The sequence below is a fragment of the Pengzhenrongella sp. genome (genome assembly GCF_036565025.1).
In the GTDB taxonomy this organism is placed as follows: domain Bacteria; phylum Actinomycetota; class Actinomycetes; order Actinomycetales; family Cellulomonadaceae; genus Pengzhenrongella.
Window position 1 is genome coordinate 1 of the sequence record NZ_DATCNW010000246.1, and the last position, 14,623, is coordinate 14,623.

General features: G+C 71.2%; 16 protein-coding genes. 15 read left to right on the top strand and 1 reads right to left on the bottom strand.

Translation table 11 applies throughout. The annotated features are described in order from the left end of the window. The 14 genes from VIM26_RS14300 to VIM26_RS14365 all read left to right on the top strand — a co-directional run. Positions 1 to 507, top strand: a 507-nt coding sequence (locus tag VIM26_RS14300; RefSeq protein ID WP_331952298.1) for a glutamate ligase domain-containing protein, incomplete at its 5' end; no start/stop codon positions are given. Then, positions 504 to 1,631, top strand: a complete 1,128-nt coding sequence (locus tag VIM26_RS14305) for a cell division protein FtsQ/DivIB (protein ID WP_331952300.1) — start codon at positions 504 to 506, stop codon at positions 1,629 to 1,631. The genes VIM26_RS14300 and VIM26_RS14305, both read left to right, overlap by 4 nt. Positions 1,632 to 1,795: 164 nt before the next feature. After that, a complete protein-coding gene (gene ftsZ / locus VIM26_RS14310) occupies positions 1,796 to 3,070 on the top strand; it encodes a cell division protein FtsZ (protein WP_331952302.1) in 1,275 nt (424 codons plus the stop codon). 6 nt (positions 3,071 to 3,076) lie between these two features. After that, the gene (locus tag VIM26_RS14315; protein WP_331952304.1) at positions 3,077 to 3,874 is read left to right on the top strand and encodes a polyphenol oxidase family protein; all 798 of its coding nucleotides are present in this window, start codon (positions 3,077 to 3,079) and stop codon (positions 3,872 to 3,874) included. A 55-nt stretch (positions 3,875 to 3,929) separates the two neighbouring features. Further along, positions 3,930 to 4,406 carry a cell division protein SepF gene (locus VIM26_RS14320; protein ID WP_331952306.1) on the top strand — a complete coding sequence of 159 codons (477 nt, stop codon included), beginning with the start codon at positions 3,930 to 3,932 and terminating at the stop codon, positions 4,404 to 4,406. 4 nt (positions 4,407 to 4,410) lie between these two features. Continuing rightward, positions 4,411 to 4,692, top strand: coding sequence for a YggT family protein (locus VIM26_RS14325; protein WP_331952307.1), 282 nt, complete (start codon positions 4,411 to 4,413; stop codon positions 4,690 to 4,692). 111 nt (positions 4,693 to 4,803) lie between these two features. Further along, the gene (locus VIM26_RS14330; RefSeq protein ID WP_331952309.1) at positions 4,804 to 5,457 is read left to right on the top strand and encodes a DivIVA domain-containing protein; all 654 of its coding nucleotides are present in this window, start codon (positions 4,804 to 4,806) and stop codon (positions 5,455 to 5,457) included. Positions 5,458 to 5,571: 114 nt separating this feature from the next. Further along, entirely contained in the window at positions 5,572 to 6,030 is a 459-nt protein-coding gene (locus VIM26_RS14335; protein WP_331952311.1) for a TraR/DksA family transcriptional regulator, read from the top strand. Positions 6,031 to 6,063: 33 nt separating this feature from the next. After that, on the top strand, positions 6,064 to 6,696 hold the full coding sequence (locus VIM26_RS14340) for a signal peptidase II (RefSeq protein ID WP_331952313.1): 633 nt from the start codon (positions 6,064 to 6,066) through the stop codon (positions 6,694 to 6,696). Then, the gene (locus tag VIM26_RS14345) at positions 6,689 to 7,657 is read left to right on the top strand and encodes an RluA family pseudouridine synthase (protein ID WP_331952315.1); all 969 of its coding nucleotides are present in this window, start codon (positions 6,689 to 6,691) and stop codon (positions 7,655 to 7,657) included. Before VIM26_RS14340 ends, VIM26_RS14345 begins: the two co-directional genes overlap by 8 nt. Positions 7,658 to 7,729: 72 nt before the next feature. Further along, complete coding sequence (gene dnaE / locus VIM26_RS14350; RefSeq protein WP_331952317.1) at positions 7,730 to 11,275, top strand: DNA polymerase III subunit alpha; 3,546 nt, start codon at positions 7,730 to 7,732, stop codon at positions 11,273 to 11,275. 170 nt (positions 11,276 to 11,445) lie between these two features. After that, the gene (locus tag VIM26_RS14355) at positions 11,446 to 12,072 is read left to right on the top strand and encodes an XRE family transcriptional regulator (RefSeq protein WP_331952319.1); all 627 of its coding nucleotides are present in this window, start codon (positions 11,446 to 11,448) and stop codon (positions 12,070 to 12,072) included. Further along, complete coding sequence (locus tag VIM26_RS14360) at positions 12,065 to 12,784, top strand: B3/B4 domain-containing protein (protein ID WP_331952321.1); 720 nt, start codon at positions 12,065 to 12,067, stop codon at positions 12,782 to 12,784. Before VIM26_RS14355 ends, VIM26_RS14360 begins: the two co-directional genes overlap by 8 nt. 11 nt (positions 12,785 to 12,795) lie before the next feature. Further along, entirely contained in the window at positions 12,796 to 13,461 is a 666-nt protein-coding gene (locus VIM26_RS14365; RefSeq protein WP_331952323.1) for an FMN-binding negative transcriptional regulator, read from the top strand. 31 nt (positions 13,462 to 13,492) lie between these two features. Here VIM26_RS14365 and VIM26_RS14370 read toward each other — a convergent pair whose 3' ends face one another. Next, the gene (locus VIM26_RS14370) at positions 13,493 to 14,245 is read right to left on the bottom strand and encodes an MBL fold metallo-hydrolase (protein WP_331952325.1); all 753 of its coding nucleotides are present in this window, start codon (positions 14,243 to 14,245) and stop codon (positions 13,493 to 13,495) included. Between the two features lie 157 nt (positions 14,246 to 14,402). Here VIM26_RS14370 and VIM26_RS14375 point away from each other — a divergent pair. Beyond that, positions 14,403 to 14,623: metalloregulator ArsR/SmtB family transcription factor (locus VIM26_RS14375; protein WP_331952327.1), on the top strand; the 221-nt coding region annotated here is incomplete at its 3' end.

Genomic DNA, 14,623 nt, shown 5'->3' on the forward strand with positions numbered 1-14,623 from the left:
GAGCCGCTCGCGGCGGGCGCCGGGCTGGCCGCCTTCCGCGGGACGGGCCGGCGGTTCGAGGACCGCGGCAGCGCCGACGGCGTGCGCGTCGTCGACGACTACGCCCATCACCCGACCGAGGTCGCGGCCCTGCTCCGGGCCGCCCGCCCGGTCGCGCGCGGTGGCCGCGTGCTGGTGCTCTTCCAGCCGCACCTGTACTCGCGCACGAACGCGTTCGCCGCCGAGTTCGCGGCCGCTCTTGACCTGGCCGACGTCGTGGTGGTCACCGACATCTACGCCGCCCGGGAGGACCCCGATCCCGCCGTGACCAGCGCGTTGATCACCTCGCGCGTGCCCACCGCCGGCAAGGCCGAGCACGTGCCCGGGCGGGGTGACGCCGCGCGCCGCGTCGCCGAGCTGGCGGCGCCGGGGGACCTGGTTCTGACCGTGGGCGCGGGTGACGTGACGGAGCTGGCGCAGGTCGTGCTCGCCTCGCTCGAGGCGCGGTCCCGGGCGACGACCCGGTGACCCCGAGCCGGCCGGACCGGCCAACCCCACCGCGCCGTCCGCCGGATCCCCGGCCCGCCGCGCCGCGGGTCCCCGCCCCCCGCTCGACGGGCTCGACGCGGGCCGATTCCTCGTCCACCCCGGCCAAGGACCCGGCGGCGGAACCCAAGGCGGCGTCCGGCAGGCTAGCGTCGGGCAGACCGGCGTCCGGCAAGGGAGCGACCGCGAGGTCGGAGTCCGGCAAGGCCGGGCCCGCCACGGGGGCGTCCGCCGCGTCGTCGTCGGGCATGCCCGCCGGCCGCGACTCCGCCGGCAACGTGACGACCTACACCGCTCGCGGTCGGGCGCTCGGGGTGCCGGTCCGGCCGTCGGTCGTCTCGACCGGGTCCGCCGACCGGTTCGCCGAGCGGCTCGCGTCGCGCCGGCGCATCCTGCGGCACAAGATCTACCTGGTCACCGCGGGGGTCGTGGCTGCGGCCGGGCTCGGCTGGCTACTGCTGCTCTCGCCCGTGCTCACCCTGAAGCCCACGGAGGTCTCGATCACCGGCGCCGGGACCGTCGTCGCGGTCGAGGACGTGAGTGCGGTGGTCGCCCGGGTCGGCGGGATCCCGCTGCCCCGCCTGGACACGGTCGGCCTGCGGGACCGGATCCTCGACGTGCCCGGCGTCCGATCGGCCAAGGTGCTGCGCGTGTGGCCGCACGGGCTCGCGATCACGCTCGTCTCGCGCGAGCCGGTCGCCGCGGTCCCGCAGAAGCCGCCGTCCACGGGGCCGGCCGCGGGCGGTCCGGCCGGCTTCACCCTGCTCGACACCGAGGGGTACCAGGTCGGCTGGGCGGACACCGCACCCAAGGGCCTGCCGGTCGTCTCGGTGCCGATCGACGGCAAGAACGAGCGCACGCTCACGGCCGTGCTCACGGTGCTGCGGGCGCTCCCCGCGGGGCTGCGCGTGCAGGTCGCCACGGTCGCCGCGACGAGCCAGGACACGGTGCAGATGGGCCTGCGGGACGGGTCGAGCGTGCGGTGGGGGAGTGCGAGCGACGCGCCCCTCAAGGTCGCCGTGCTGCAGGCGTTGCGCAAGGCCCCCGAGACGTCCGGCGCGAAGGAGTTCGACGTCTCCGCGCCCACCCTGCCGATCACCCGTTGAGAACGCCGACAAATGTGAGCGACACGCGCGGCGCGGTCGTTGATCCGGCGGCGCGCGGCACCTAGCGTCTCGCTCCAGAACTACTTGACATAACTCTAACCTTCTACCTCAAGGTGAAGGTTGCTCCTAGGCAGCATGGCGAACGAAGAACGAGAGGCAACGACGTGGCAGCTCCGCAGAACTACCTGGCGGTCATCAAGGTGGTCGGCATCGGTGGCGGTGGCGTCAACGCCGTCAACCGGATGATCGAGGTCGGGCTCAAGGGTGTCGAGTTCATCGCGATCAACACGGACGCGCAGGCCCTGCTGATGTCCGACGCCGACGTCAAGCTCGACGTCGGTCGCGAGCTCACCCGTGGCCTCGGTGCAGGCGCGGACCCCGAGGTCGGCAAGAAGGCCGCCGAAGACCACGCGGAGGAGATCGAGGACGTCCTGCGGGGCGCCGACATGGTCTTCGTGACCGCGGGCGAGGGTGGCGGAACCGGTACCGGCGGCGCCCCCGTGGTGGCCCGGATCGCCCGCTCGCTGGGTGCCCTGACGATCGGTGTCGTGACCCGTCCGTTCACCTTCGAGGGGCGCCGCCGCTCGGTCCAGGCCGACCAGGGGATCGACGCCCTGCGCGCCGAGGTCGACACGCTCATCGTGATCCCGAACGACCGGCTGCTGTCCATCTCGGACCGCTCGGTCTCGGTGCTCGACGCGTTCCACTCGGCCGACCAGGTGCTGCTCTCGGGTGTCCAGGGCATCACCGACCTGATCACCACGCCCGGCCTGATCAACCTCGACTTCGCGGACGTCAAGTCCGTGATGCAGGGTGCGGGCAGCGCGCTGATGGGGATCGGCTCGGCCCGCGGCGACGACCGTGCCGTGCAGGCCGCCGAGCTCGCGATCTCCTCGCCGTTGCTCGAGGCCAGCATCGACGGCGCGCACGGCGTGCTGCTCAGCATCCAGGGCGGCAGCGACCTGGGCCTGTTCGAGATCAACGAGGCCGCGCGCCTCGTGCAGGAAGCCGCACACCCCGAGGCGAACATCATCTTCGGTGCCGTGATCGACGACGCCCTCGGCGACGAGGTTCGCGTCACCGTCATCGCGGCCGGCTTCGACAGCGGCTCGCCGCACCAGCGGCGCGACGCCCGGGCGCTCGGGCAGGTCAGCGGCTCCAGCCGTCCCGTCCCGCCGCTCGTGGTGCCGGAGATGCCGGTCCCGGCTCAGCACCGCGCGACGTACCCGGTCCCGGTCGCGAACCACGTGCCGCTCACGCCGCCGGCGCCCGAGCGGACGCCGATCGCGGAGCGGAGCGAGGCGCCGGTTCCCGCGTACCTGTCCTCCGCCCCGGACCCGGTCCGCGGGCCCGGCCAGCTCGAGGTCCCCCGGATCTTCGAGGAGGAGCCTTCTCGTCGCCAGGACGAGGAGCTCGACGTGCCGGACTTCCTGAAGTAGGTCGCCTTGACCGCCGCGCACGCCCAGCCGGGTCTGACCGCCCTGCCGGGCGGGCACGCCCTCCCCGTCGTCGAGATCGACCTCGGGGCGGGCGTGCGCGCGGGGTTCACCGAGCGCGGCGCGTTCAACCTCGGGCTCAACGTCGGGGACGACCCGCGTGAGGTGCTGGCCCGCCGGGCGCGGGTCGAGGAATGGGCCGGCGGCCCGGTCGCGTTCGTGACCCAGGTGCACGGCGCGGACGTCGCGGTGGTCGAGCCGTGGTCCGGCCCGTCGCCGATGTCGATCGGCTCGGCCGACGCGCTCGTGTCCGCCCGCGGCGTCGGTCTGGGCATCCTGGTCGCCGACTGCGTGCCGGGCCTGCTCGCGGATCCGGGCGCAGGCGTGGTCGCGGCCGTGCACGCGGGCCGAACCGGGCTCGTCGCCGGCGTCGTCCAGGCGGCACTTGCCGAGATGGTCGCCCACGGCGCCCGGACCGAGAACATCCGGGCCGCGATCGGCCCCGCGATCTGCGGCGCGTGCTACGAGGTGCCGGCCGCGATGCGCGCCGAGGTGGCCGACGTCGTGCCTGCGACCTGGGGTATCACATCGAAGGGCACCCCGTCGCTCGATCTGCCGGCCGGGGTCGCCGCGCTGCTGGCGGCCGCGGGGGTGGCCCAGGTCCAGCGACTTGAGATCTGCACGCTCACAGACGAGAGGTTCTTCTCACATCGCCGCGTGGTGCGTGACGGTGGAACCCCTGGGCGGTTCGCGGGTATCGTCCGCACAGTCACCCTGGTCCCCGGGCGTGTCGCCAGCGAACGATGACGGGCGCTTGCTAGCGTGAAACAGCAGGGACAAGAGTGCACGAGAGGAAAAGGCGATGGCCGGAGCGCTACGCAAGACGATGCTTTACCTCGGTCTCGCAGACGAGCGCACTGAACAGCCGACCGACGAGACCGTCGACGAGTACGAGGAGCTGGAGACGACCGTGGCGCACGAGTACGAGGCCCAGGTGACACCGATCCGGTCGTCCACCCCCCGTCCCGCCGCGCCGGCACCACCCGCCGGCGAGCTGCGCAGGATCACGACCGTCCACCCGCGCTCGTACAACGACGCCCGGAAGATCGGCGAGGCCTTCCGCGACGGCACGCCCGTGATCATCAACCTCACGGACATGGACGACTCGGACGCCAAGCGCCTGGTCGACTTCTCCGCGGGGCTGATCTTCGGGCTGCACGGGGCGATCGAGCGGGTCACGAGCAAGGTCTTCCTGCTCTCGCCCGCGCACGTCGAGGTGACGGCCGAGGAGCAGGCAATCCCCGGCGAGGTCCGAGCCGGGTTCTACAACCAGAGCTGACTCGGTGTTCTCAATCGTCCTCTTTATCGCCCACACGGCCGTCCTGATCTTCTTCGTGCTCCTGCTCGTCCGGCTCGTGTTCGACTGGGTGCAGGTCTTCGCGCGTGACTGGCGTCCGCGCGGCTTCGCTCTTCTCATCGCCGAGGCCACCTACACGGTGACCGATCCGCCCCTGCGCGCCCTGCGCAGGGTGATACCCCCGCTGACCTTGGGAAGCGTCCGGCTGGACCTCGGATTTCTGGTGCTGATGCTGATGTGCTCTATCCTGCTCAACGTCCTTCGTTAGTACGGGGACGTGAGCTCCGCTCAATCCGCTAACGTGAACCCTGGTGGTCGGTGTGACTGCCGCCGACCAGCTCCGACCGCGAGCGGCACGACATTACAGAGGTGAACATCGATGGCAATGCTGACCGCAGACGACGTCCTGAACAAAAAGTTCCAGGCGACGAAGTTCCGCGAGGGCTACGACCAGGACGAGGTCGACGACTTCCTCGACGACGTCGTGAACACGCTTCGCGCCGTCCAGGGTGAGAACGACGAGCTCAAGAACAAGCTCGCGGCGGCTGAGAACCGCGTCGCCGAGCTCGGCCGAGCGGGTGGACAGGACAACTCGCCCAAGGTCGAGGCCCTGGCCCCGCCCGAGCCGGCTCCGATCGCCCCCGTGGCGCCCCCCGTGGTCGCCGCGGTCATGGAGCAGGGACGCACCAGCGAGCCCGAGTCCGCGACCGGCATGCTCGCCCTGGCGCAGAAGCTGCACGACGACTACGTGCGCAGCGGCCAGGAGGAGGGTGACCGCATCGTCACCGAGGCCGAGACGCAGGGTGCTCGCATCGTGCGCGAGGCCGAAGAGACCTCGCACCGCACGCTCACCCAGCTCGAGCAGGAGCGCAGCCTGCTGGAGCGCAAGATCGACGAGCTCCGCGTCTTCGAGCGGGACTACCGCACGCGCCTGAAGAGCTACCTCGAGAACCTGCTCGGGGACCTCGACAACCGCGGCAGCGCCCTTCCGCCGCACGGCCAGAACGCCAACGCGGACGCCGGCGGCCTGTAGGTCACCGCACCGCACCGCACGCTCAACACACCACGCCGGACCCATTTGGCGTGGTGTGTTGTGCGTTCGGGGTGGGGGGTCTACTCTCGCGTCACTTCAACTAAGGGGGCGTCCGTGGCCATCCACGATGCGATCAGTACCACGGCGGTCAGCGATCTACCGGATCTGGCCAAGTCTGTGCGCTCTTTCCCGGTTCGCGCCGGCGAGAAGCCGTGGACCTTGCGCGAGGTGCGCGAGGTCGAAGCCCTGCTCACGGGCGAGGTTGCGCGGCTCCAGGCCGAGCTCTTCACCGCCGACGCCGAGCTCTCCGACCTGCTGCGCAACTCCGGCGACGGATCCGGGGACGACCAGGCCGACTCCGGTTCGAGCGCCCTCGAGCGCGAGCAGGAGCTCACGCTCGTCAACAACACCCGCGACCTCCTGCTGCAGGCGACTCGGGCGCTCGCCCGGATCCCGGCGGGCACCTTCGGGACCTGCGACTCGTGCGGCAAGGCGATCGGCAAGGCACGCGTGCAGGCCTTCCCCCGGGCGATCCTGTGTGTCGCGTGCAAGCAGCGCGAGGAGCGGCGCTAAGACTCTCCCCCGCCCGTGGGACACTTCTCGGCGATGTCCAACACCCCTGACGCCTCGCCCCCGGGCACCGAGCCTCCCACCGGCCGACCGGCTGACCTTGTCGACCCCGTCGATCCCGCACGCCGTCGCCGGCTGCTGATCGTCCTGGCGACGCTTGCCGTGGTGGTGCTGGTCGTGGACCAGCTCACCAAGGTGTGGGCCGAGGGGAACCTCATCCCGGGCGAGCGGACGCCGCTGGTGGGCCGGCTGCTCGGGCTGAGCCTGCTCCACAACCCGGGCGGCGCGCTCTCGATCGCGACCGGGATGACCTGGGTGCTCACCCTGGTGGCCACCACGGTCGTCGTGATCGTCGTCCGGGCGTCGCGCCGGATCGGCTCGACCGCCTGGGCGCTCGCGCTCGGGCTGCTGCTCGGCGGCGCCCTGGGCAACCTCGTGGACCGGTTCTTCCGGGCACCGGGGCCCGCGCGGGGGCAGGTCGTGGACTTCATCGCGTACGGGAACGTGTTCGTCGGCAACATCGCGGACATCGCGATCGTCGGCGCGGCCGGCCTGGTCATCGTGCTCGCCCTGCGCGGCATCGGGCTCAACGGCAGCCGCGAGTCCGACGCGTCCCGCGCCGCCGAGCCCCCCACCGCACCGAACGAATCGGAGTCCGACCGTGGCTGAGCTGCGTGCACTTCCCGTCCCGGAGGGGCTGGCCGGCGAGCGGGTCGACGCCGGGATCGCCCGCCTGCTCGGGATCTCCCGCACCAAGGCCGCCGAGCTGGCCGCGGCCGGCGGCGTGCGCCTCGACACGCGGACCGTGGGCAAATCGGACCGGCTGGTGCCGGGCGCCTGGCTCGAGGTCGAGCTCCCGGACGCGCCGGGCACCGACGCCTCGACTCTTCCGATCGTCCCCGAGCCCGTGCCCGGGATGAAGATCATGTACGACGACGACGACGTGGTGGTCATCGACAAGCCCGTCGGGGTCGCCGCGCACCCGTCGCCGGGCTGGACGGGTCCGACCGTGGTCGGCGCGCTGGTCGCCGCCGGGTACCGGATCTCGACCTCGGGGGCCGCCGAGCGGCAGGGCATCGTGCACCGCCTCGACGTCGGCACGTCCGGCCTGATGGTCGTCGCCAAGAGCGAGCACGCCTACACCGTGCTCAAGCGCGCCTTCAAGGAGCGCACGGTCGAGAAGATCTACCACGCGCTCGTGCAGGGCCACCCCGACCCGACGACGGGCACCATCGACGCCCCGATCGGGCGGCACCCCACGGCGGACTACAAGTTCGCCGTCGTCGCCGACGGCAAGCCGTCGATCACGCACTACGAGGTGCTCGAGATGCTGCCCGCGGCCTCCCTGGTGGAGGTGCACCTCGAGACGGGGCGCACGCACCAGATCCGGGTGCACTTCGCGGCCCTGCGGCACCCGTGCGTGGGCGACATCACCTACGGCGCCGACCCGACCCTCGCGGCGCGCACCGGGATGAAGCGGCAGTGGCTGCACGCCGTCCGGCTCGGCTTCGAGCACCCGTCCACGGGGCAGCAGTTGGTCGTCACCAGCCCCTACCCGGACGACCTCACGGCAGGCCTCGATCGGCTCCGCGAGCCGTACCGCGCGACCGACCGGGCCGGGCACCTCTGAGCGTCGGCGGCTGCCCGCCGCAGCCGCGTGTGCACGTCCGGCCCGTCGGACGGCTGACCTAGAATCCGTCTCATGCCGTCTTCTGCGTCCTCGGACTTCGTGAATCTGCACGTGCACACCGAGTACTCGATGCTGGACGGCGCGGCACGCCTGGACGACCTGTTCGACGAGGTGGAGCGCCTCGGGCAGAAGTCCGTGGCCATCACCGACCACGGGTTCCTGTTCGGGGCCTTCGACTTCTGGAACAAGGCGCGGGCGCACGGGATCCGGCCGATCATCGGCGTCGAGGCGTATCTCACGCCCGGGACCAGCCGGCACGACCGCAGCCGGGTGAAGTGGGGCGAGCAGCACCAGTCCCGCGACGACGTGTCCGGTGGTGGCGCGTACACGCACCTGACGCTCTGGGCCAAGAACACCACCGGGATGCACAACATGTTCCGGATGTCCTCTCTGGCCTCCCTCGAGGGACAGCTCTACAAGCCCCGCATGGACCGCCAGCTGCTCTCCACCTACGGCGAGGGCCTGATCGCGACGACCGGCTGCCCCTCCGGCGAGGTGCAGACGCGGCTGCGGCTCGGCCAGTTCGACGAGGCAGTCAAGGCCGCCGGGGAGTTCCAGGACATCTTCGGCAAGGACAACTACTACGTCGAGCTGATGAACCACGGGCTCGAGATCGAGCAGCGCGTCGCGAAGGACCTGCTGCGCGTCGCGGAGGCCATCGGCGCCCCGCTGGTGGCGACCAACGACTCGCACTACACGACGAAGGAAGACCACCGCGCGCACGAGGTGCTGCTGTGCGTGCAGTCTGGCTCGACGCTCGCCGACCCCAAGCGGTTCAAGTTCGACGCCGAGGACTTCTACATCAAGTCCTCCGAGGAGATGCGGCGCACCTGGGCCGAGCTGCCCGAGGCCTGCGACAACACCGTGCGGATCGCCGAACAGTGCGAGGTGACGTTCAACACCGACGCCAACTACATGCCGAACTTCCCGTGCCCGCCCGGGGAGAACGAGGACTCCTGGTTCATCAAGGAGGTCGACGCCGGGCTGCACCGGCGCTACCCGAACGGCATCCCCGACGCCGTGCGCACCCAGGCGAACTACGAGTCCGGGGTCATCACCGACCTCGGGTTCCCGGGGTACTTCCTGGTCGTCGCGGACTTCATCAACTGGGCCAAGGCGCAGGGCATCCGGGTCGGCCCGGGTCGTGGCTCCGCGGCCGGCTCGATGGCGTCGTACGCGATGGGCATCACCGAGCTCGACCCGCTCGAGCACGGGCTGATCTTCGAGCGCTTCCTGAACCCCGAGCGCGTCTCCTGGCCCGACGTCGACGTCGACTTCGACGAGCGCCGCCGCGGTGAGGTCATCCGGTACGTCTCGGACAAGTACGGCGAGGAGAAGGTAGCCCAGATCGTCACCTTCGGGACGATCAAGGCCAAGCAGGCACTCAAGGACGCCTCGCGCGTGCTCGGCTTCCCGTACGCGCTGGGGGACAAGCTCACCAAGGCGATGCCGCCCGGGGTGATGGGCAAGGACATCCCGCTGTCCGGCATCTACGACCCCAAGCACCCGCGGTACGCCGAGGCGGAGGACTTCCGCCAGGTCGTCGCGACCGACCCGGACGCGCAGCGCGTGGTGGAGACCGCCCGCGGGCTGGAGAACCTCAAGCGGCAGTGGGGCGTGCACGCGGCCGGCGTGATCATGTCCAGCGAGCCGCTGATCGACATCGTGCCGATCATGCGCCGCGAGCAGGACGGCGCGATCATCACACAGTTCGACCAGCCCACGGCCGAGTCGCTCGGGCTGATCAAGATGGACTTCCTCGGCCTGCGGAACCTGACGATCATCGACGACGCGCTCGAGAACATCGTGATGAACGGCAAGACGGCGATCCGCGTCGAGGACCTGCCGCTGGACGACCCGGCCACCTACGAGCTGCTCGGGAACGGCGACACCCTCGGGGTGTTCCAGCTCGACGGCGGGCCGATGCGCTCGCTGCTGCGCCAGATGCACCCGGACAGCTTCGAGGACATCTCGGCCGTCATCGCGCTGTATCGTCCGGGCCCGATGGGCATGAGCTCGCACATCAACTACGCGCTGCGCAAGAACGGCCTGCAGGAGGTCGTGCCGATCCACCCCGAGCTCGCGGAGCCGCTCGAGGAGATCGTGGGCCTCACGCACGGCCTGATCGTCTACCAGGAGCAGGTCCAGCGCGCCGCCCAGAAGCTCGCCGGGTACACCCTCGGCCAGGCGGACCTGCTGCGGCGCGCGATGGGCAAGAAGAAGCAGTCCGTCCTGGACAAGGAGTTCGTGCCCTTCCAGGCGGGCATGCGCGAGCGCGGCTACTCCGACGAGGCCGTCACGGCCGTGTGGGACGTGCTCGTCCCGTTCGCCGGGTACGCGTTCAACAAGGCGCACTCGGCCGCGTACGGCGTCGTGTCGTACTGGACCGGGTACCTCAAGGCGAACTACCCGGCCGAGTACATGGCCGCGCTGCTCACCTCGGTGCGCGACGACAAGGACAAGTCCGCGCTCTACCTCGGCGAGTGCCGGCACATGGGCAACACGGTGCTGCCGCCCGACGTGAACTCGTCGTCGGCCAACTTCACCGCCGTCGGCACCGACATCCGGTTCGGGCTGACCGCGATCCGCAACGTGGGCGCGAACGTCGTCGACGCGATCGTCGCGGCCCGCGAGGCGAAGGGCGCGTTCACCTCGTTCACCGACTTCCTGGACAAGGTCCCCGCCGTGGTCTGCAACAAGCGGACCATCGAGTCGCTGATCAAGGCGGGTGCCTTCGACTCCCTCGGGCACACCCGCCGTGCGCTGCTGCTCGTGCACGAGCAGGCCGTGGAGTCCGTGATCGGCGTCAAGCGCAAGGAGGCCGAGGGGCAGTTCGACCTGTTCGCGGACTTCGGCGGCGCGGAGGAGGACGACAGCCTCACGTTCAACATCGAGGTGCCCGACCTGCCCGACTGGGACAAGAAGCAGCTGCTCTCCTTCGAGCGCGAGATGCTCGGGCTGTACGTGTCCGACCACCCGCTGTCCGGGCTCGAGCACGTGCTGTCCGCGGCCGCCGAGGTCTCGATCGCGACCCTGATCGCCGACGAGACGCGCCACGACGGGTCCACCGTGGTGATCGCGGGGCTGATCACGTCACTGCAGCGCAAGATGTCCAAGCAGGGCAACCCGTGGGCCGCGGTCACCGTGGAGGACCTGGAGAGCTCCGTCGAGATCATGTTCTTCGGCGAGACCTACCTGGCGTACTCCACGGTGCTGGCCGAGGACCAGGTCGTCGTCATCCGCGGGCGGGTCCGGCGGCGCGACGAGGCGATGCAGCTGCAGGCGATCGAGGTCTCGCTGCCGGACGTGTCCGCGGTGACGGACGCGCCCGTGCTGGTGTCGATGTCGGTCGCGCGCTGCACGCCCCCGGTGGTGGAGCGGCTGCGCGAGGTGCTCTCCACGCACCCCGGGACCAACGAGGTGCACCTGCGGCTCATGGGTACCAGCCCGGGACGCGCGACGGTCATGCGCCTCGAGGAGAGCCTGCGGGTCGAACGCTCCCCGTCCCTGTTCGGCGACCTCAAGGCCCTCCTCGGCCCCGGCTGCCTCACCGTCTGACCGCCAGCCAATCCCGCACCCGTCCGACCTCCCCGGTTACCCCCTTACCCCAAAGAAACCGCAACGTCCGAGCGCTGACGTCCTATAGGACGTCAGCGCTCGGACGTTAGCGGATCGGATGCTTTCGGTGAGAGTTTTCGGATGCACTGTTGGTGCAGTATCGTGCACTCATGGATGAGACTACGGCGGCTCTGGCGCTAGTGATCGGTGCCCGGGTCAAGCGTGAGCGGCAGTCGCGCCGCTGGACCCTGGACCACCTGGCGCAGGCCGCCGGGGTGAGCCGGCGCATGGTGGTGAACGTGGAACAGGGTGCCGCGAACCCCAGTGTCGGGACCCTGCTGAGGATCAGCGATGCGCTCGGTGTCGGACTGCCTGCGTTGGTCGAGCCGGCTCAGGCCAAGCCGGTGAAGATCACTCGTCGGGGCGAGGGTGCCGCCCTGTGGAGTGGCGAGTTCGGTGGGCGCGGGGTGCTGGTGGCGGGCACCGAGCCACCGGACGTGGTCGAGCTGTGGGACTGGACGCTCGGGCCGGGGGACCACCACGTGAGCGAGGAACACGCGGCGGGCACCAAGGAGCTCATTCAGGTCCGGCAGGGCACAGTCACGGTTCAGGTCGCCGACCAGTCGGTCACCCTCGAGGTCGGCGACGCGGTCGCGTTCTCCGGAGACCTCCCGCACTCCTACGCCAACCACGACGTCGACCCGGCGAGGTTCTCGCTGGCCGTGTTCGAGCCGGGGGTCGGCACGCGAGCCGGCGCCGCAGCCGGGTCGGGTGCGGCCGAGGCAGCCGATGTCTGACCTCGGAGCCCTTGACCTGTTCCTGGCCGGCGCCCGGGTCGACGCCGGCGTGTTCGCGCTGCGTCCGGACTACCGCGCGCTGCTCATCGCCGTCGACGGCCTCGTGCCGGGTCCGAGCGATCGGGCCGGCGAGGAGCTGCTCCAGACGGCCGAGGCCGCGGCACGCCACCGGCTCGGCGACCAGCGGGTGGAGGATCTCCCGGCCGTGGCCGCATGGCGAGCCGCCTACCGGGCGTTCGGCGCCAAGCCGCAGCGCACCCGCCACAGCCTGGAGGGGCTGCTGCGCCGCGTCGACGCCGGACTGCCTCGCGTCAACCGGCTCACCGACCTGTACAACGCCGTGTCCGTGCTGCATCAGCTCCCGCTCGGCGGCGAGGACCTGTCCCGCTACGTCGGTCCTCCGCGGCTGGTGCGCGCCATCGGCGATGAACCCTTCGACACGATCGCCGGCGGTGCCGACGTCGTCGATCATCCCGACCCTGGCGAGGCGATCTGGTGCGACTCGGTCGGAGTGACCTGTCGGCGCTGGAACTGGCGGCAGGCCCGCCGCACCCAGCTGCGTGACGACACCACCGCCGCGCTGTTCATCCTGGACGCCCTCGACCCGCTGACCGACGAGGCCCTGCACGGCGCCGCCGACGACCTGGTCACCCACCTGTCCCGGTTCGGCCCTGAGGTCCGGGTGGCCCGCCGCCTCGTCGCGGGCCCCTGAGGGAGGACGAGATGCTCATCCACCCCTGGGACGCCGCACTCCAGCCCGCCGAATGGCAGGACTGGCTCGCCTCCGTCGAGCGGTTCGGCATGCTCGCCGTGAACAACACCGACCCCGGACAGGCTCCGCTGGTCGTGCCCACGCACTTCACCGTCGCGGGCGGTGAGCTGCTCATCCACCTGGCCCGACCGAACCCGGTCTGGTCGCACCTGGAGGCTGCCGCCGAGGTGCGGATCGCCGTGTTCGGTGACTACGCCTACATCCAGAGCTACTGGCGGACCACTGCGGGCGGACCCGACGAGGACGGAGTCCCGACCAGCTACTACAGCGCGGTCCAGTTCGTCTGCCGTCCGACGATCGTCGACGACCCGCAGGGCAAGGCCGACATCCTGACCGCACAGCTGGCCGACCTCCAACCCGAAGGCGGCCACGCCGCCGTGGCCGTCGATGCCGCCCCGTACGGCCGCATGCTGTCCGGGATCCGGGGCGTCCGACTCCACGTCCTGCGGGTGGATGCGAAGTTCAAGTACGACGACGCCAACCCCGTCGAGCACCGTGAACGCGTCAGCGGTCACCTCGAGGAGCGCGGCCACAGCCAGGACGCCGGAGCCGCGGCACAACAGCGACGACGCCTCGCCGTCGTCGGCGAGTGGCGCGCCCGCCCGCGCGAGCAGTGAACCCGCGCCCGCCTGTGGGGAGCGGACAGGCTCAGGGGCGGGTGGGGGTGCCCGGCGTCGGCATGGTGAGCCGGTCGAGGATGCCCGCGCGTTCGAATGCGGCCGGGAGCGTGGCCGGGCCCTCGGTGAAGTGCGCCCACCCCTCGACGTGCACCAGGACGGCTCGGCGTGCGCCCAGGATGCGCGCGGCTTCGGCGGCCTCGTCGCTCGTCAGGGTGAGGTTGGCGCCGTCGAACAGGGCGGTGCGGGCGGCGCCCGCGAACAGCAGGGCGACGTCGACCGGCCCGCAGCGCTCGGCGATCGCCTGGACGTGGTCGAGCGAGGCGTTGTCGCCGCTGACGTACAGCGTGGGCAGGTCTTCGCCGGAGAGCACGAACCCGGTGACGGGTCCGGTGACCGGTTCGCACCCCTCGGGTCCGTGCCGGGCGGGTACACCGGTGACGGTCAGGACCTGTCCGCCGGAGCCGACGAGCTCGACCTCCTCCCAGGCGGACAGCGCGATCGCGTTGGAGTCCAGGCGCCCGGCGGCCAGCGGCGTGGTGAGCACCACCGGCGCCGTGCGCAGGAGCTCGCGACCAGAGATGTCGAGGTTGTCCGGGTGCTGGTCGTGGGAGAGGAGCACGGCGTCGAGCTCGCCGACCTGTTCGGCGGTCCATGCCGGCGGGGTCGTCTTCTCCAGGCGGGATCCCGTCGGGTACCGACCCGGTGCGTCGAAGGTGGGGTCGGTCAGCAGGCGCAGGCCGGCGATCTCGAGCAACGCGGTCGGCCCGCCCAGCACCGTCACGACCCAGCCCGCGCCGGGCTCGGGCTGCTGGGGACGCCGTGGCCGGTCTGAGGTGGGTGGGTCATGCGCCCGAGTCTCGTGCCTGTTCGCCGGCGGTCGGCTATTCCGTCTCGTATCACGCTTGCGTTATATAACCCTGCGTGTAAGTATTTGTCCCATGCAGGTGATGGATGCGCTCGGGGACCCGGTGCGGCGGCGGCTCGTGGAGCTGCTCTCCGCGGGGGAGCGTAGCGCGGGGACGCTGGCCGACGCCGTCGGCGCCGAGTTCGGGATCAGCCAGCCGGCGACCTCCCGGCACCTGCGCGTGCTGCGGGAGGTCGGCATGGTCGCCTCGGCGGTCGACGGCCAGCGCCGGCTCTACTCGCTGCGCCGCGAGCC